Source organism: Limnobaculum xujianqingii (genome assembly GCF_013394855.1).
GTDB lineage: Bacteria > Pseudomonadota > Gammaproteobacteria > Enterobacterales > Enterobacteriaceae > Limnobaculum > Limnobaculum xujianqingii.
On sequence record NZ_JABMLK010000001.1, the window covers coordinates 1,002,546 to 1,020,955 of the forward strand.

The following is an 18,410-nucleotide window of genomic DNA, read 5'->3' on the forward strand; positions in this document are numbered from 1 at the left end:
GTCATGTGATATCTGAAATGATTATTGGTCACGAAGTGCATCTATTGCTATCTTGCAACGAGAAAGAAAAATAGTAATGGCTTCATCATAATTCAGCTCTTTAAATAGAATAGCTCGCTCAAATTGCTGCTCACCTTGCCCATCATTCCAACACCACTGTATCTTCACCGTGCTCTTTATTGGGTCGATTTCTATAGTCACTAAAGCGTTTGGACAGCTCTGTTGAGCATGAAGGATAAAATCGGTAAGTTCCATCGTGTTTCCTGAGTGATATTAATAAAAACGCTTATAACAGGCTTGATATTAATCTGTATAAACTCAAAAGTGACAGCTCAAATAGTAACATCTTGTCGCTTTTTCAATGCTATAGTCCCCGACAAGTTAATAATACTACTTTTCAGGAACCCTTCATTTCTATGAGTATTGAAACACTTAAATTTATGCAGGATGAGCGCCAACGACTTATCGGAAAATCCGTATGCCGCTTAAATACCCTTGGAGAAGATATTTCCCGAGAAAACATAATCAAGACGCTGGAAGATTTAATTAGTGAAACTGATGACAGCTCACAACAACGAGTTATTCAAGATACCATCACTGCTTTTATAGCCACAAATGGAAAATTCACCTTAGCACGCTAAAACCAAATATGGATGATGGCTAACTCTAACAAACACCACAACACTCAAATTTCGAACGAAAAAAAACCACCTTTTGGGTGGTTTTAGCTAACTTAACGTTCTGATTTCATCAATATCAAATGGTGCCCGGGGCGAGACTTGAACTCGCACGGCGTTGCCGCCGAGGGATTTTAAATCCCTTGTGTCTACCGATTCCACCACCCGGGCGTACTTGATATTGGAGGCGCGTCCCGGAGTCGAACCGAGGTAGGCGGATTTGCAATCCGCAGCATGGCCACTCTGCCAACGCGCCGTAATATTCATACAGAATATTAATTTGGAGCGGGAAACGAGACTCGAACTCGCGACCCCGACCTTGGCAAGGTCGTGCTCTACCAACTGAGCTATTCCCGCGCCTAAAGCATTATATCAGAACTTACTGATTTAGCTGCTTATCCCAATCAAGGCTGCTGCCGTAATTGGATGCTGTGCATTCTACTTACCTGACGAGGTGAGTCAATAGAATTATTACAACATTTAGTTCGTTTGCTGCTTTTTCCGGCGTATCGGCTATGGTTCCAGCAAGTCTGCCTTAGAGGCTTTCAAATATTGGAACATCGACCAGAATGTTAAGATCGTGGCAATGTATAACAAAATAAAACCAAAAATCTCAACCATGTGGTTAGGCCGCCACAACAATATCACCAAAGCCAGCATTTGCGCGGAGGTTTTTACTTTTCCTACCCATGAAACCGCAACGCTACTTCGTTTACCTATTTCGGCCATCCACTCTCTCAATGCAGAAATAATAATTTCACGCGCGATCATGGTAGCGGCTGGTAGTGATATCCACCAAACGTGATAGTACTCAGAAACTAACACTAATGCTGTCGCAACCATCACCTTATCGGCAACCGGATCGAGAAAAGCACCAAAGCGTGTAGTTTGCTTCCAACGTCGAGCCAGAAAGCCATCAAACCAGTCGGTTACCGCAGCAACCACAAAAATAATGGCACAGACCATCGGAGCCCACTGATATTGTGCCGGTAGATAAAACGCCACAACAAAGAATGGGATCAAAATGATACGAAAAAGTGTAAGCAGAGTCGGTATATTAAATTGCATAGTGCTATGGTGCTCTATTGCTGTTCAGTATAAAAAGGAAGGCGTATGCCTATGTTGCTACATACTCTTCAGGGTTTCAATGCATTGTGTATCTTTTCTGCTAAAGATTGCGATATCCCAGGTATTTTTGCGATCTCTTCGACGGTAGCGCTTAATAATGGTTGCAAGCCTCCCATATATTTTAGCAATGCCTGACGACGCTTGGGCCCCACACCTTCAATATGTTCTAACGCGCTGGTATTTCTGACTTTTGCCCGACGCTGGCGATGCCCGGATATGGCATGGTCGTGCGAATCATCACGAATATGTTGAATCACATGCAACGCCGGAGAATCTGGCGGTAAGGAAAATCCTTCACCTTCAGCAGCTAAAAATAGAGTTTCCAACCCCGCTTTACGGTCACTACCTTTAGCGATGCCAACCAATAATGGCTTTGACTTATCCCAATCGACATCTAACTGGTTAAAAACATCGATAGCTTGCCCCAACTGCCCTTTTCCACCATCAATAAAAATCACATCCGGAATTTTCTCATCCGTTAGTGCTTTTCCATATCGCCGCTTTAGTACTTGCGACATCGCCGCGTAATCATCACCGGGTGTTATACCGGTAATATTGTAACGCCGATATTCAGAACGCAATGGGCCATTGCTATCAAAGACAACACAGGAGGCAACGGTTTCTTCCCCCATAGTATGGCTGATATCAAAACACTCCATCCGGTTAATTTTAGTTAGTTTCAATACCTCTGCCAGTGATGCCAGACGCTGATGGATTGTTGATTGTTGAGATAATTTAGTTTTAAGTGCAATTTGTGCATTGGTTCTTGCCAATTTCAAATAACGAGCGCGATCCCCTCTGGGATTGCTTTGTATCTGAATTTTTCGCCCGGCAACTTCTGATAATGTTTCTTCCAGTGCATTTTTATCCGGTAAGGAGAAATCCAGTAAAATTTCTCCGGGTAACGATCTTGACTGGCTTCCCTGCAAATAGAACTGACCAACGAAAGTCTGAACCACTTCATCCAACTCAGTTCCTTTAGGAATTTTAGGATAATAACTGCGGCTGCCCAGCACTTTGCCCTGCCGTAAGAACAAGACATGCATACATGCCAGGCCGGCCTCATAAGAAACACCTATTACGTCCAAATCATCGCTATCGCCAGAAACGAATTGCTTTTCAGTGACTCGCCGAATTGCCTGAATTTGATCGCGAATACGCGCCGCTTCTTCAAAATTGAGTGACTGGCTTGCCTGCTCCATATTGGTTATCAGTTGGTTCAGAACTTGTTGATCTTTACCTTCCAGAAACAATCGAACATAGTTGACCTGTTTCTGATACTCATCATCACTGACCAGTCCAGCGACACAAGGTCCTAAACAGCGACCAATTTGATATTGCAGGCAAGGACGTGAACGATTGCGATAAACACTGTCCTCACATTGGCGTACAGGGAAAAGTTTCTGCAGCAACGCTAAAGTTTCACGCACAGCCCCTGAATTAGGAAACGGCCCAAAGTACTCTCCTTTGGCGTGTTTTGCTCCCCGATGCATTTTTAAGCGAGGGTGTTTATCTGAACTAAGGAAAATTAGCGGGTAAGACTTATCATCGCGCAACAAAACGTTATAGCGCGGCTGGTATAACTTAATATAGTTGTGTTCGAGTAATAACGCTTCTGTTTCAGTATGGGTTACCGTAACATCAATATTAGCAATACTCTTAACCAACGCCTCTGTTTTTCGACTACTTACGTTCTGACGAAAATAGCTGGAGAGACGCTTTTTGAGATCTTTTGCCTTTCCTACATAAATAACAACGCCAGAAGTATCGTACATACGATAAACTCCTGGCTCATTCGTTACATATTTTAAAAATGCTTTACTATCAAAACTGTCAGTCACTATTTAGCAATTTCTCTGATGTCACAATGCCATGACGGATAGCAAGATGTGTTAATTCCACATCGCCACTAATATTCAGTTTGCTAAACATTCTGTAACGATAGCTGTTGACCGTTTTAGGACTAAGATTTAGCGTTTCCGCAATCTCATTGACTTTTAATCCTTTAGTAATCATCAGCATAATCTGCAGTTCACGTTCAGATAAACTGGATAATGGCGTATCTGCCTCCGGCTCTAACTGACTTAATGCCATTTGCCGGGCAATATCAGCACCGATATAGCGCTGCCCGGAAGCAATCGCTCGAATAGCGTTAATCACCTCTTGAGGTGCTGCGCCTTTACTCAAATAGCCTGATGCCCCCGCCTGCATAACTTTTGCCGGCAGTGGATTTTCAGTATGGATAGTTAACATAATGACTTTAATATCTGGTGAGTAGCGTAAAATTTTACGCGTAGCCTCCAGGCCACCAATGCCCGGCATATTCATATCCATTAAAACGATATCTACGCTATTGGAACGACACCACTTTACAGCATCCTCGCCGGTCTGTGCCTCGCCAACAACTTTTATCCCTTTGACATCTTCCAGAATGCGTCGGATCCCTGCGCACACCAATTCGTGGTCATCAACAAGAAGAACGCTTATCAACAGAAAGTCTCCAAACAAGAAAGGTAAAGTGATGCTTTTTACTCATTAGGTAATAGTTCATAAAAAACACTCAACCGACTGATAGTACAGGATGAAACACCATTTCAAAATAAAAATATATTCAACCTGCCACCAAATCAATCCTTCAAAGGTAACTTAGGTTTACATATCCTCACTGCAAACTCAACGAAAAGATTTACTACCATACCGTCATTTTTATGATTATATCAATATTATAGATGTTCGTCTGTAATGATAATCTAATCAACTAAAGACCTTCGTGAAGCCTATATTATGGAATAAGAAGACAATATTAATAATGCTATTTGGTTATTATTCATCCATGAATATCTCAAAGAGTTACAAAGTCAGCCAACATAACTCTCTTTATGAAAAGACAAACACATCTTCTATTGCTACTTACCAATCAAAACCGTTGTGTTGTTAACGATTCAAATGAAAAATGACATTGATAAATCATTATTTTTTGTGTCTACTTAATTGCTGTAACTTTGTAGTCAACTTGTTAATCGCGACGAAATCATCTTTGATGTGATTCCTTTCTCGTCATAAGCAGACAACTTTATTTTCAGGAGGTCATGATGACCGTATTACTTCAGGTAGATTTCAGTATGCCGGCAGAGATGTTAGGTGACAATTTATCCAAAAGCGCCGTTTCTCTGGCTGAAAGCATAAATAATGAACCTGGTTTCATTTCAAAAATCTGGACTGAAAACCTACAAACAGAAGAAGCCGGTGGAATCTATTTATTCACTGACCGTGAATCTGCTGAACGTTATTGGGAAATGCACCAAAAACGTATTGCTTCTTTTGGTGTCAAAAGCGCAAATTGTAAAATTTTTGATATTAATCTTCCACTAACTAAAATAACTCACGGCCAGATTGAATAGCTCTCATATGTGACATAAGTCCTTTAGCAATAGGCTTATGTCACATATGTCCTGATCAGGCAGCTACAACAATACGCGACGCTTCATCTTTCATCATCGTCATCACGGTGTTTCCTCTGGTAAGCAGATCATCACGGTGCACACAGCTTAACTGTGGCCCAGTCCATGTTTTATCAAAAATCAGTATTGCTACACCAAATGAAGCTGTTGCAACTTCTTGTCGTTTATCTGCCGGAACGAACCATTTAGGTATATCAAAAGAAATTCGTCCACGGATAAAGGCGATATGATCGGCTTTGTCACCCGGCCACCATTCTTCTGCTGTTGCCACCTTAACTAAATAGACATAACGCCCACCCAGTTCTCGTTGCTTAATGGTATGACGCATAATATGAGACATACCTGTAATGTAATGCCCTCTATGCTGTTTCGCTCTAGAATATGGTGGATTAGCAAATGCTGCACCATTAAGCCTGGATAATTGATCGGCCCAGTTTTTGGTCAACGCATTATCTGCTGCGGTGTAGTAGCTCGAACATTTGTTGTTTTCACCATCACTAAATAAATCCAGAACCAATGGCCCATACAAATTATCGATCCCCCAAAATAACGCGTCTGGGGTACACCACTGGTCACCAATATCTTTCAACTGATGGTTAGGCTTTGAACGTAATGTCTTAACTTGTTTCAAATATTCAGCTCTTGAAAAATCAACCATATATCTACTCTTAGTTTAATAATTTTCAAATAAAAATAACGACACCACAAAAGTATTCATTACAAGGGGATACTAAATAATAGGTATGTGATAAATATTTTTGTGATATGTCATTTAAATAGAAGCCAGTGTGGTGGCTTACCTATAAATATAAAGTCTATATTTATATTTTCAAATAAAAAATAAATTATTTTATGAGGAATTGTATCCGGTTAACAATTCCCCCTCAAAAAGATACGAACACACAATTGAACCAATAAGATAATTAAAGAAAATAAATTAAAAATCGATTAAAAAACAACATGATAATTAAATCAACTAATCCGTATTGTTTTTAATGATATTAATATATATTGATTAATAATTAAGTAACACACAAATTAGATGAATTAACCAAATAATAACAATTAATAACACATATCTTATAATTCAATTTTATTTGTATATGAAAATACCATGAAAAAATATGGAACCCTGCCCATACCTACAGGCAAAAACTAAGAAATAGATATTTTTATTGGTTAAAAAATCAGATTAAATGAGGCTGTGATCTCATTTAATGAAAATTATATCAATAGAATTATTTCTGACTAAAAATGCACAACACAAATGAACACTGTCAATTATGTAACAAAATATTTAAATAGATGTATAGGAGTAAGGTGTTTTTAGCATCATGATTGATGCTAATTTTGAGCCATCTACACTTTAACTGGATGACTTGATTAAACTGATATACAAATAAATTTCTAACAAAAGATAAAAGATCGATAATTAATTTTATTTGAATTTTTATTTTGATTTATAAAAGAAACTCAAAATAAAAAACCATAAAAAAAGAAATTCAAATCCAATGAATTTAAGACTCATATCTCTTAAAAACGCCCAGCCATCTTTCTTGTTAGATAAAAAAACTAGTGATTTTACCAGCTTGTTTTATAGGTCAAATCTCAGTGATAATTACCTCAGCGTTTTATCAGTTACAAATTTACTCTTTTTGGTTTGCCGTGAAACCGACTCCACACACTTTTTGGGTTTCACGGCTATTTTTTTGCACTAAATCTACATAATCTGGCCAGGATCACACCCATTCAAACAGCTCCTTCATTCAAAGAATTATATGGACGCTTCTATTTTTTAGACAATAAAAAACCACTCTGTGATAAACAGAGTGGTTTTTCAATACAAATATCAATTCCTCAAGCGAGGTGCTTGCAATTGATCTCTGATCGATGCAGCCAGCTCGTCAAGAGAAGGTTGTTCGGGATGTGATTCTGCATCCTCTCCTGCAAGTTGTATCTCAGCAAGATAGGTATGGATAGGTTGCCCCTCTTCATCTTCCATAACAACGTGATACCAGGGGGCATTTCTCAAGTTATCATCTGCAGCAACTTCATCAGAAGCTGGCTGCTCCAGGGAATACTCGGCATCAATATCAATTATTACACCAAGGTTACCCAGTAACTTATGTCTGACTTGCTGACCAATAGAAAATTTACTGGTAATCATTGTAGCCTCCTCGTATTCAGGTCCTGCCTTTTCCTTAAATATGGGGGGAACTAGTCATATTTCAAGTTAAATTGTGCTATTGGAGCAATTTCAACGCTAAATCCACTTAACTTTACATTCAAATGCACTTAACCGGTTTAGGTAAACCTGCGATTTTGGTCGCCTGTTTTGCAGGGCCTTTCACAAAAAGACGATAAAGATAGCGACTATTCCCCTTTTCTTCGCCATATTTTTGCGTCATTGCTTTAACTAACATTCGAATAGCTGGAGAAGTATTAAATTCCTGATAGAAGTCTCTTACAAAATGGATAACCTCCCAATGTTCTGCGGTTAACTCAATATTTTCTTGCCGGGCCAGAATCACTGCCATTGATTCACTCCAGTCATGACTGTTAAGCAGATATCCTTGAGCATCAGTCTCTATCATGCGTCCTTCAAACTCGAACATACAACCTCAGCATCGCTATTGATGAAGATTTTGATTTTTGATCATTGTAACGTAAAAACTCTATACTCAGTACCTATGCTCTGGCTGATGACAGAGGTAGTATTGGTTAACTTGTAGTTTATTAAAAATTTAATCAAGGAAATTCAATGGCTATTGAATGGATAGTAGCGTACTTATTACTGGGCGCAGTAGTAGGTTTTATGGCTGGTCTGCTGGGAATTGGTGGTGGCGGTATCATGGTGCCAATATTAACAACTATTTTTGCCGCACAGGGAATTCCTCAAGAGCATCTGATCCATTTGGCCTTAGGCACATCAATGGCCTCTATTGTGATAACAGCATTTTCAAGTTTAAGAGCGCATAATCGCCATCAAGCGGTTTTATGGCCAGTAGTGTGGAAAATTACCCCAGCGATACTGATTGGTACGTTATCAGCAACCTGGTTAGCCGCATTATTACCTACTAAGGCATTGGGAATATTCTTCTCCTGTTTTATGGCTTATGTTGCTTTACAGATGATTTTAAATATCAAGCCTAAACCCAGCCGTCAATTACCCAGTACCGTTGGTATTTCTATTGCCGGGCTCTCTATTGGTGGTATATCTGCTCTGGTTGCCATTGGTGGAGGCTCACTTACTGTCTCCTTCCTGACTTGGTGTAACGTTCGTATACAACATGCAATTGGAACATCAGCTGCCGTTGGTATGCCTATCGCTCTGGCTGGCAGTATTGGTTATATGATTAATGGCTGGAATTCAGCAAATACCCCTGATTATAGTGTGGGTTACGTCTATTTTCCTGCCGTCATTCTTATCTCTGGGTTGAGCTATTTTACTGCTCCTATCGGAGCCCGACTGGCTCACAAAATGCCAGTAGCTATGCTTAAAAAGGTTTTTGCTTGTTTATTGATAGTGCTAAGCCTGAAGATGCTACAAACGATCTTTTTTGGTTAATCATCAGCACCTGATTAAATGAAGAAGGGTTAGTTCAAGACTAACCCTTTTATTATTTCGAATTCTTTAACATCTGAAAGACTAAATGCTTTTATATCAGGATAATAAACAGCTAATTCCCCTGCTACGGGGTCAAAAAAATTAAGACTCGCTTTGTGCCAGAAACTCCAGCGCTGATGTAGCAATCCTGCCCTTTTCAGAATCTGCGGAATCTTTGTGTATAACCCGTAACAACCGCTCCGTTATTGAGTCTTTGCTTACCGGAACCTTTTTTTCACATAGCTTAACGACCGTTTCACCGATGATTTTCTGTATAGCATCCATTTTTTGAGACATAAGCCACCTGTGCATAAGTTGGTTGAAATTTCATTAAGCTATAAATAGCTTAAATATTCAAGGTAATATTATTTTATCTTTTAGCTGAAATAAACTTTTAACATTCTGAAACTTATCTAATAAATCCTGATAAAAAATGATGAGTTTATTTCTTTTATGCCATTCAATAATGTTTTAATAACAAAAACGAATAAATAACAATAATCTATGATTACAATGAGTTATAGGTAAGGAAAGGTAAAGTACTATATTTTTATCACAATATACTGATATTTATTGAGAATCTGTTGATGGTTATTCTTTGACAAATAGATGCGTTGTTAAATAATTATAACGTTATTGTAATTTTTTTTAACTTAATTATCTGTCGAGGCACCATCATGAAATTATTTAACGCTCTGATAATTACCCTTGCCGCAAGTTTTTTCTCTCTTAACGCATTCGCTGCAACAGAGATAAAGCAAGAACAAGCAAAAGCTAATAATTACGAAAAAATTGGTGTTGTGGATGTAACTAAAAAAGTAACTCAGTCACCTACTGATATCAGCGAAGCATTATCAAAACTGGCAGATGAAAAAGGTGGGAAGTATTTTGTCATCATTGCTGAGGGTGGAAATAATGAAATTCACGCATCTGCGGATGTGTATAAATAATCGTTTCTAACCTGTACAAGAGAAATACCATTCTATGGTATTTCTCTTGATATGTAATTTCTACATTTCACCAGAAAAAACATCATACTAAGTAGCCCAATGAGTCTTGAGAGGTTTAGTGATGTAACATCTCGTGAACAATCTGTTCTTTAGTCATCGAGTACGGATAATATGTAGGCCAATTTTCCATTTCCCGTAATAATTTATCATGGGACTCATTCCCCATATAAATATGAAAGTGAGATGATTTATGAGGTTCGATAATATGATCGCTAAACTGAATATATTTAGGTGAATTTGAGTGACTGTCCTGGCAACTAAACAGATAGCGCACCCCTTTCTTTCCTGAGACATAATGTAAAATCTTAAAACCAGAGTAAGTGTATTTACATGAATCTATCTTATTGCCTGAATGAAACTCTACAACACCATTCTCGATTCCTATCATATTAGTGTCAGTAGCATAACCCTTTTTATAATAGTCCCTATATTCCTCAACGCTTTTACTTTTATCTTTCTTTGCTTTCTCAATCAATACCGGGTCTAAATCGCCATTCAGTAAATAAGAATTCAATGATTCCCATACGCCATCCCAGTCACTAAGCGTTCTGTCTTTAACATCTTTATCATCAAAAATGCCCTTGCTTGCCTGAAGCGCTTTTTCAGATTGTTCATGGCTATGACCATGGGAACCATGAGCAATCGTTTGAAAACTAATAAGTGAAAAACAGGCACTTAATACCATAGCGGATAAAATATAATGCTTTCTTTTCATTAAAATGTCCTGATAAATCGATGAATAAAGATATGTTATAACATAACAATGATTATTTTTAAATTATTTCTGTAAGATTCTTGATAAGTGAGTAAATGGTGTCAGGTCGGACATTATCGAATGGTATTGTTCTGAAGATAATAGTAATGAAATGGTTTACCACACTGTAATTTTGCTGTTCTTTTGTGGGATATGTATTTTCCTCTTTATGCCGTATGCCAACAGAAACAGGCTTTAACTATTTTATATCTAATGGCTTCTCTGACAGTTATCGACACGTTTATATTGGGATAATTTCTCAATACCCCCATCAGACAAAGAACGACTGATATCACCATCGATAACATACTTATATTCATTATCAGACACATAGATATACTCTATTGTTTCAACAATAATATCGTCTGTTTTGTGGTGATACTCACCTTTAATTTTAAATTTATATTTATGTTTTCCTGGTTTCTTATCAACACTCACCAGAAAATCATTATCTTTCTTAAAATATGATATCGTTCTTGTTATACCGATTTTCTTAGTATCGGTTATAGGATCACCAAACTTATCTCCATCAAAATATGTTTGTTGAGCATTGACCATTTCACATTTCCATTCACCACCAACAAGTATATCTTCTGTAACTTGTTTATCATCGCCGCATCCGGATAAGAATAAGGTCGACATAATTAGCATCGCCGCCGTTATGATTCCTTTCATTTTTTCTCCTCCTGACATAACAATTTGAATAGACAACAAAAATATTCAAAGAAGATAGGTGTTGCAGCGATATTCAGCACTAATCATTGATTCCCTGAATAAAGACCGGTGACGTACCCTGGTAACAAAAATGAGTCTTCGCACACATATCAGAGCTACAGCCAGAGACATACAACACACATAAAGCAAAAATAAAATTTTAAACATTATTAATCCTAATGAGTGCAATTAACCATAATATCCATTCAAAGATTGTCAGCCAATTTTTACAAGCATAAAAAAACGGGCTAGCCGTTAAGCTAACCCGTTGATAATTCTGGCGGAGGAGGTGAGATTCGAACTCACGGATGGTTGCCCATCGACGGTTTTCAAGACCGTCCAAAACCATATGAATAACAACAAGATAAGCTAATGACTTAGAATTATTGTTTAAATCTCACACACCAAATTACAATAAGTTAGGCTAAAAATATCAGCAAAATTCTATCAAATTGCATACGCAGAAAAGGCTTATTTTAACAAAGACATTCATCGTGATTTGACTCAATCAGATATTCGGGGCTATAGTTATTGGGCACTGGCAAAATCCAGTGTCAGGATTGGCGTCCTGAATATCTAAAAGGCGCACACGCCGCGCATGCGGTTTTTTTGTGCATAACATACTGCTGCATCAGAACAATGGTGGGGCGTATGGGGGAGCCGAAAGGCTCGCCGGGTCCTTTTAGCCGGTACGCCAACCTTGTACGTCTCACCACCCATCGATTGGCGTCGTAAGTGGTGATTTTCAGACTACTAAAAGGAAAATCACAAATGAATAATCAATTATCTGTTTCAAGTCTCCCTTCAATTACCCACAATAGTCAACCCGTCATTACTACCGACCTATTAGCACAGCTCTACGGTACTGACACTGCCAATATTAAAATGAACTACTCTAGAAATATTGGACGCTTTATAACAGGAAAACATTATTTTAAGCTGGAAGGCTCAGAGCTAAAGGATTTCAAAAACAAGGTAACTCAAAGTTACTTAGTCGCACCAAGAACAAAACACCTCATTCTCTGGACAGAACGTGGCGCAGCCAGACATGCAAAAATGCTGGAAACCGATCAGGCATGGGAAGTATTCGAAAAGTTAGAGGATTGCTATTTCAATCAAAAACCAGTTACAACGAATGTTGTCTCCCAATCAGAGATAGCGCCGGAAATCTGGGATTTATACAACCTCAATGCCATCAATCACTTTTTCCACCATATCTACGACATCTACCGGAAGCAAATAAAGCCTGGGTTGATTGCGCTGGACTCCCCGATCCACTATCGATTAAATGACCAGTTTACTGATGGAACGATATTCCTTGCCAAACTGAAACACAGCTTAGAAAAACGCGCTGGGTGTGACATGTCACAAGCAGATAAAATCATCATGCAAAGGTTTTAATCCGACGACTTTCCCCGCTTCGCATAAAGCTAAGCGGGGAAAATGTTAAACTTCGTCAGAATAAACCTGTATAGATAGGATTTGAAAGGAGCCACTGATCATCTGTGGCTCTTTCCTATTTAACAACCAATGATTCAAGATTTAATTTTAGTTTGAAGTTCCTTAATTTGTGCTTGTTGGCGCTTAACAATCATGTGAAGTTCTTTAATGGCTTCTATTGTTAGTGCTGATACACCAGAATAGTCAACTGTGCAGTTTGTAACCTCTCCTGTTTCCCCTGTTGAATTACCGTCATCATCAAAAGTTTGAATGGTTCGTGTAATCTCGCCAACGACCTCTGGAAGTACATCTTTCAGTTCCTGAGCAATAACACCAGCAGAGACCTCGCCAGTATCTTTGAGAATGTAGGTATATCCACTTATTTTTTCAATTTTATCCAGCGCACCATTAATAACCTCTATGTTAGATTTATGATTCCTATCCGAAGTTTGGGTAAGACTGACGCAAGTAATATTACCTGGAGCGACAAACTGCCCTGTTTGGATGAATTGAAAGTACTTTGCACCATATTGCATATTAGTGGCTATATTAATATTGCCATACTGCTCCTGGTAAATACGGGCCAGCACTACATTTTGCCCGGCTCCTGCCATAAAATTAATAATGGAAGGCCATCCTGCGGTAATTGTTGACCTTAAATTAAGATTACCAGCTTCAATTGAGACATCTCCAGCCACCACTCCACCTGACTTACCATTAATGGAGCTAAATCTCGAATCATCTCCTGCTGCTACCGTTCCTGATGATGTACCTATATTTCTTGTTGCTGAATTACCCAGTTCTAATTTAGAACGGGCTTCCGGGGCGTCTTCTGAGGCAATAATTGTTCGCCCAAATGGGGTAAATTCAGCTGTAACAGCCTCTATCATACCAACAATATTGTTCCATGATGGCCCCCTGAACGTCGAACCGTCTGGAAGGGTTACTGTAATATCACCGGGAGCACTAAAAACACTTTGCCAGTTTTGCTTATCAAAGTTTAAGCCTCTCAAAGCTCTGGCAGCCTCTGCACCTAATTGAGCAGTAATGCTATTTAAAGTGTCGCGGGGGACATTTGTCCATGCACTTCCGCTTTGTGTTGGGCCATCGTATTTAAGTGTAGTAGTCAGTGCTGTATCGCTCTCAATACTTTTCACTGGCAATGTATACGTAACGCCACCAACTACGGCAACGATCATGTCACCAGCGGAGCTATCAGTTAGGAAGGCCGTCCCGCTTCCCGTTATTTGGTCTGATCCATTGGTTAATGTAATAGTTCCTGCGCTCATGCTTTAGCCTTATTCAGATAAAGAAAAACCCGCTGTATTTAGCGGGTTATGTATTGGCGATCGATGGATTATTAAAAATAGTTGGTAGCATCCAGAACGGGGAAGCTGACAGGCGAAACCAGAGAACGGTTCATATTCGAATCAGTCACACTGTTCATATACCGTCCCGCACCACCAGTAATGGCATTGCCTGACATCTTGATGCCACACTCACTCCATCCGGCTCGCCCTCCCGATGACCAGACTTTCATTGCCCCGACTCCGCCAACCGGGATCATTGGTTTAGCTACCGGGCAAGATACCCATGTTCCGGGATTCGTGTTTAATGATACTGTTCCGGCCAAAAGCATCGGGGCATATTTAGATGAGAAAGTACAAACACCATTGGCATTCCAGATAGCCAGTCCGTATTCGGGAAGCTCAAGATTAAAATCAGAAGAGAAAACAGCAATGTTGGCATTCACCGTTGCTGGCTGAATATTTCCATCACCGACTACCTGATAACAGCTTATCGTTTTGGTTGAATCATCAAACATCAAAGCCGCATCTGATGAACTCCAGTTAACAAAAGCAACGGCATTCTGCCAACCTGGTATTGTTGTTGGAATACTCCACGAGCCGTTAATTGTTACGTTGCCACACCAGACACAGCACCCCGCTTTAGACACATCACTAATCTCAAGATAATTAGTCGCATCAGATAAAACGATGCCATAACTTTCTGTCGTATCACTGGCACCGAGTACCTCAAATACCGCAAAACTGGGATAAATGTATTTAAAATATTCATTGATATGAAGGGTGATGACGTTATCATTTATAGCGATATTATCAACAATGATGGCACTGGTTACGTTGCCCGTTCCGCCTAACACCATTGCGCCCATTGTCACAGGAACAATATACAACGTTGAACCCGGTGTTTTATTGGGAACGGTTACGGTGATGTAATTATTACTGCCAACCTCTTTTTTATGATATCCAAGATAACTCATTGCCCGCGAGCCGGAAGTAATCTCAACTTCCTTACCTGTCACATCCGGTAATATCGATAAACCATATTCATTCATCGCAATCTACCCAATTTAGCTCTCCGTAAACCGCTGCGGTCATACACTGCAACGCCCGTGTTATCGGTTACGGCTCTCCCTTCACCAGCAGTAGAGCCATTCACTTCGAAATTACCATCCCTGAACCCAAGTCGCATACCTACTAAACCGGAGACATAATTATCAGACTGAAGGTAATTAGAAATTTTACCGCTATCAATTGAAGCATCCTTAATCTTTGCGGAAGTGATAGAGGCATCCTGAATAAATGCATCACTAATGAATACCTGACCATTTATAACCGCGAATGGTGAATATTGGTTTTCATTACCTCCACTCATTAAAACAAATTGATTAGCGTTAAAACCAATCCGGGTTACTACTGGTTTAGATGCTTCAGCAATTACGGCAATCGACATACCAGCACTATAAAAGACATCATTTATACGTACACCGGCCCTTAATGTATGGATTGCTGAGGCTCCGTAGGAGTCAACAACAGCCGTCAATTTATCTTCCAGTGTCGCGGTAACATCATCAATTTCGGCCTGAACAGTTGTACTTAACTCAGCCAGTCCCCTATCGACCTCTGCTATCGTGGTTTTAACTATCAGGATATCGGCTCGCACTTCGCCATGTTGCGCCCATTGATGCTCTACCGTTGCATTATTCGCTAATGCGTTTTCGATAATCCCTTCAATGTTAGTGTCAATTTGCCGAGTAAGTTGCTCACCATCGTTAGAATTAAGGAAATCATCTGCAATATCACCAAGATAATCATCAGCGTTATCATTGGACATTCCCCTTATCCAGTCAGTCCACCCGGATTCATTTCCAGTCTTATCGACTAACTGAGCACGATACCAAAACTCCTGGCCGGCACGTAATCCAAGTTGAGAGTATTCTGATGAAGGGTAAGGAACATCGGACAACAATAAAGGATCTGAAAAGTCAGAATTTGCCGTGTACTGAATTTCAGTTTTTAGCGTATCTCCTGTATTAGCAGGAAACCCCCACAATATACGAATACCCCAGTTAATCCCTTCAGTCCTAAAACCAACAGGTTTGGGAGGCGCTCCCTCTTTACCGTTTAAAGCCGTTTCTTGTGAAAGCCCCCACAATGAAGAGATATCACTTGCATTTATTGCTCGTACCCTAACAAGATATCTACCTGCATAAATATTAGGTACTTCAAACCCTAACGTAGATGTTCGTGGAATACTGACCCAACTATTACTTCCCTTTCGCCACTCAGCTTCATAAGCAATCGCCCCCTCTACAGCATCCCACGTCACGCGTAATGTTGTGTTTGATATCCCCTGAGTGACGCTTGAATAGCTACTGATTAGAATATTTTTAGGCTGAGACTGTACTCCTGGAGGGATAACCGTTACTGGTCTTTCGGGAATTCGTGCACCAGTATCAATTCGAGCGTACTTATCTGGATCATGCCAGATAGCTGTAACTGAGAATTTATTACCTTCCTCTTCGGTAATATTCGTCACCCTGTATTGCTGAATTGCTAAATCTTCAGCATCGATCAACCATATGGCCTGTGCTTCGGGTGTTTCACTGAATGTTGTAGTTACCGTGATAATATTATCTTTGGCGGCTTGGATCGTTCGCGCTTCAGACTTACCAGACGGTAAGTTAAGGATCAGGCGATCACCAGCCTTACAATCAGCTTTTCGATCAGTTGTTATCTTTCGTCCATCAACAGCGCTTATTCTTCCACCTATTGTTCGCCCTGCTAATAGCTGATCTGCCACACCAATGATCTGACCAGGTAATGGGATATATCCTTCCAGTCCTGTAACGAAATTAACCGTTCTATCGTTTCGATTACTCAGAATTGCCCATCTACCACGGCGATTAGCCTCAGTCTGGCGAGTACATCCTATTGCTGATATCTCCGTTTGGTTAATACCATAACGTCTAATTAAGTCATTCTCTGAAACAACCTCTAATTCGCTTTCATAATGATTATTTGGGTTATCCCATGACACCAAAGCAGATGTATAACGGTTTTTCTGGCTGCCTCCTCCATAGTTGAAAACACCATTCTCAACGTTAGCACGGTTAAAGTTAAAATCTACATCACGAGGCATATCAGCAATTACGCAGAGTTGATTACCAGACCAGTATGTCATTCCCCTGAATACACTGGCGATATCCCGCAAGACGTTAAAAGCATCATTTTGAGACTGAACATAAACATCACACAAGAAACGAGGCTCCATACCTGAGCCGCCTCGTCCATCAGGTACAAGCTGATCACAGTATTGGGCTATTTTGTATAGTTCCCATTTATCAACTTGCGTAATATCTAATTTATCACCCAGCCCAAAAATTTCATTTAGTGCAAGATCATAAAAAACCCACGCGGGGTTATTACTGTAAGCCCATTTAAAAGAACCATCCCATATGCCATTATATTCTCGTGTTACCGGATTATATGTCGTTGGAACTCTGATGATCCGCCCCTTGGCTCTTACACTAATTAACGGAATTCTATTTGGGAATTGTTGAGCATCAAATTCAACATAAAGTAACGCGGTATTAGGATAGCGAAGCTTAACATCAATGATTTCTGATATGGCCTCAACTTTGAATTTGTCAGTTACTCTAGTCGTTGTTGAATCAGGGGTTATACGTCTGATTCTAACCAACCACCCTGTTGTTACTGATGGTAAATCTATTCTGTGGGTTCGCTGATATAATGTTGTTGTTTTGTCATCAACAACACCATTAACCATTGTTTTATATGAATCGCCATCAGTAGCCACATCAATCTCGTACTCAACTCGAGCGCCGTTAGTATCACCGTTAGCTTCTTGAGTAATTAGTGCCGGAAAACCAAGGCGAATTCGTATAGCATCAATTTGCGTGTTGTTCAGTGATTTAACCCACGGGTTTGCCGCGCTCACCTCGGTTTCCACAGTAATCTCATTACTGGTATCAGGCATTCCTTTTATGTAATCCTGGTACTGGGTGCCATAGCGCACCTCCCATTGCACACCAGAGAAATTATTTGAACCATCAGAATTAGTTAATGGTGTATGGTCTAAAAATATATTACCACTATCAATTCCTCTATCAATTTCCCCTTCAGATAGCGCCAACACAATCTTTGCTTTTGCGATAGAACGGATGCTATCCGGGGCTTCAACTGGGGTACGCGAACTCGTATCGCCGCCCTTTTGTCCGGTAATTATTTTCTGTGTCATATTTTGCCCATAAAAAAAGGCCGCATTTAACGACCTCGTTTATTATTAAGTAAA

18 protein-coding genes and 3 tRNA genes are annotated in these 18,410 nt (G+C 39.7%); 5 read left to right on the forward strand and 16 right to left on the reverse strand.

The genetic code is table 11. The annotated features are described in order from the left end of the window. Window positions 1-21: 21 nt before the first annotated feature. A complete protein-coding gene (locus tag GOL65_RS04635; RefSeq protein WP_140921024.1) occupies window positions 22-255 on the reverse strand; it encodes a hypothetical protein in 234 nt (77 codons plus the stop codon). Between the two features lie 161 nt (window positions 256-416). On the opposite strand from GOL65_RS04635, the gene GOL65_RS04640 reads away from it, so the two are divergent. Further along, a complete protein-coding gene (locus GOL65_RS04640) occupies window positions 417-641 on the forward strand; it encodes a hypothetical protein (protein ID WP_140921023.1) in 225 nt (74 codons plus the stop codon). Between the two features lie 120 nt (window positions 642-761). On the opposite strand, the gene GOL65_RS04645 is transcribed toward GOL65_RS04640, so the two are convergent. The 6 genes from GOL65_RS04645 to uvrY form a co-directional block, all read right to left on the reverse strand. Then, window positions 762-848 (reverse strand) — tRNA-Leu (locus GOL65_RS04645). An 11-nt stretch (window positions 849-859) separates the two neighbouring features. Next, window positions 860-933 (reverse strand) — tRNA-Cys (locus GOL65_RS04650). Window positions 934-958: 25 nt separating this feature from the next. Continuing rightward, window positions 959-1,034 (reverse strand) — tRNA-Gly (locus GOL65_RS04655). A gap of 156 nt (window positions 1,035-1,190) precedes the next feature. Next, window positions 1,191-1,745, reverse strand: coding sequence for a CDP-diacylglycerol--glycerol-3-phosphate 3-phosphatidyltransferase (pgsA, locus tag GOL65_RS04660; RefSeq protein ID WP_140921022.1), 555 nt, complete (start codon window positions 1,743-1,745; stop codon window positions 1,191-1,193). 68 nt (window positions 1,746-1,813) lie between these two features. After that, window positions 1,814-3,646, reverse strand: coding sequence for an excinuclease ABC subunit UvrC (gene uvrC, locus GOL65_RS04665; RefSeq protein ID WP_140921021.1), 1,833 nt, complete (start codon window positions 3,644-3,646; stop codon window positions 1,814-1,816). Continuing rightward, on the reverse strand, window positions 3,639-4,295 hold the full coding sequence (uvrY, locus tag GOL65_RS04670; protein ID WP_140921020.1) for a UvrY/SirA/GacA family response regulator transcription factor: 657 nt from the start codon (window positions 4,293-4,295) through the stop codon (window positions 3,639-3,641). The genes uvrC and uvrY overlap by 8 nt, the downstream gene beginning before the upstream one ends. Before the next feature lie 632 nt (window positions 4,296-4,927). Here uvrY and GOL65_RS04675 point away from each other — a divergent pair. Continuing rightward, window positions 4,928-5,206 carry a monooxygenase gene (locus GOL65_RS04675; protein ID WP_407657491.1) on the forward strand — a complete coding sequence of 93 codons (279 nt, stop codon included), beginning with the start codon at window positions 4,928-4,930 and terminating at the stop codon, window positions 5,204-5,206. A gap of 55 nt (window positions 5,207-5,261) precedes the next feature. On the opposite strand, the gene GOL65_RS04680 is transcribed toward GOL65_RS04675, so the two are convergent. The 3 genes from GOL65_RS04680 to tusE all read right to left on the reverse strand — a co-directional run bounded on the left by GOL65_RS04680 (window position 5,262) and on the right by tusE (window position 7,881). Further along, window positions 5,262-5,897 (reverse strand): phage N-6-adenine-methyltransferase, encoded by a 636-nt coding sequence (locus GOL65_RS04680; RefSeq protein ID WP_228723057.1) that lies wholly within the window; start codon window positions 5,895-5,897, stop codon window positions 5,262-5,264. 1,218 nt (window positions 5,898-7,115) lie between these two features. Beyond that, window positions 7,116-7,433, reverse strand: coding sequence for a heat shock protein HspQ (gene hspQ / locus GOL65_RS04685; protein ID WP_140921018.1), 318 nt, complete (start codon window positions 7,431-7,433; stop codon window positions 7,116-7,118). Window positions 7,434-7,551: 118 nt separating this feature from the next. Beyond that, window positions 7,552-7,881, reverse strand: coding sequence for a sulfurtransferase TusE (gene tusE / locus GOL65_RS04690; RefSeq protein WP_140921017.1), 330 nt, complete (start codon window positions 7,879-7,881; stop codon window positions 7,552-7,554). Window positions 7,882-8,027: 146 nt separating this feature from the next. On the opposite strand from tusE, the gene GOL65_RS04695 reads away from it, so the two are divergent. Beyond that, a complete protein-coding gene (locus GOL65_RS04695; RefSeq protein ID WP_140921016.1) occupies window positions 8,028-8,834 on the forward strand; it encodes a sulfite exporter TauE/SafE family protein in 807 nt (268 codons plus the stop codon). 141 nt (window positions 8,835-8,975) lie between these two features. Here GOL65_RS04695 and GOL65_RS04700 read toward each other — a convergent pair whose 3' ends face one another. Next, on the reverse strand, window positions 8,976-9,170 hold the full coding sequence (locus tag GOL65_RS04700) for a hypothetical protein (RefSeq protein ID WP_130591069.1): 195 nt from the start codon (window positions 9,168-9,170) through the stop codon (window positions 8,976-8,978). A gap of 380 nt (window positions 9,171-9,550) precedes the next feature. Between GOL65_RS04700 and GOL65_RS04705 the strand changes: the two genes are divergently transcribed. After that, a complete protein-coding gene (locus GOL65_RS04705; RefSeq protein ID WP_140921015.1) occupies window positions 9,551-9,823 on the forward strand; it encodes a YdgH/BhsA/McbA-like domain containing protein in 273 nt (90 codons plus the stop codon). A 115-nt stretch (window positions 9,824-9,938) separates the two neighbouring features. Here the strand turns inward: GOL65_RS04705 and zinT are convergent, their stop codons facing one another. Beyond that, window positions 9,939-10,598: a metal-binding protein ZinT gene (gene zinT, locus GOL65_RS04710; RefSeq protein ID WP_140921014.1), complete on the reverse strand. Its 660-nt coding sequence runs from the start codon at window positions 10,596-10,598 to the stop codon at window positions 9,939-9,941. 249 nt (window positions 10,599-10,847) lie between these two features. After that, the gene (locus tag GOL65_RS04715) at window positions 10,848-11,312 is read right to left on the reverse strand and encodes a hypothetical protein (RefSeq protein ID WP_140921013.1); all 465 of its coding nucleotides are present in this window, start codon (window positions 11,310-11,312) and stop codon (window positions 10,848-10,850) included. Between the two features lie 810 nt (window positions 11,313-12,122). Here GOL65_RS04715 and GOL65_RS04720 point away from each other — a divergent pair. Beyond that, complete coding sequence (locus GOL65_RS04720) at window positions 12,123-12,752, forward strand: ORF6N domain-containing protein (RefSeq protein WP_140921012.1); 630 nt, start codon at window positions 12,123-12,125, stop codon at window positions 12,750-12,752. 134 nt (window positions 12,753-12,886) lie between these two features. Here the strand turns inward: GOL65_RS04720 and GOL65_RS04725 are convergent, their stop codons facing one another. From GOL65_RS04725 to GOL65_RS04735, 3 genes are all read right to left on the reverse strand, one after another. Then, entirely contained in the window at window positions 12,887-14,080 is a 1,194-nt protein-coding gene (locus tag GOL65_RS04725; RefSeq protein WP_140921011.1) for a tail fiber domain-containing protein, read from the reverse strand. 71 nt (window positions 14,081-14,151) lie between these two features. Continuing rightward, a complete protein-coding gene (locus GOL65_RS04730; protein ID WP_140921010.1) occupies window positions 14,152-15,150 on the reverse strand; it encodes a DUF6453 family protein in 999 nt (332 codons plus the stop codon). Next, complete coding sequence (locus GOL65_RS04735; protein WP_179038173.1) at window positions 15,147-18,356, reverse strand: host specificity protein J; 3,210 nt, start codon at window positions 18,354-18,356, stop codon at window positions 15,147-15,149. The genes GOL65_RS04730 and GOL65_RS04735 overlap by 4 nt, the downstream gene beginning before the upstream one ends. Between the last annotated feature and the right edge of the window lie 54 nt (window positions 18,357-18,410).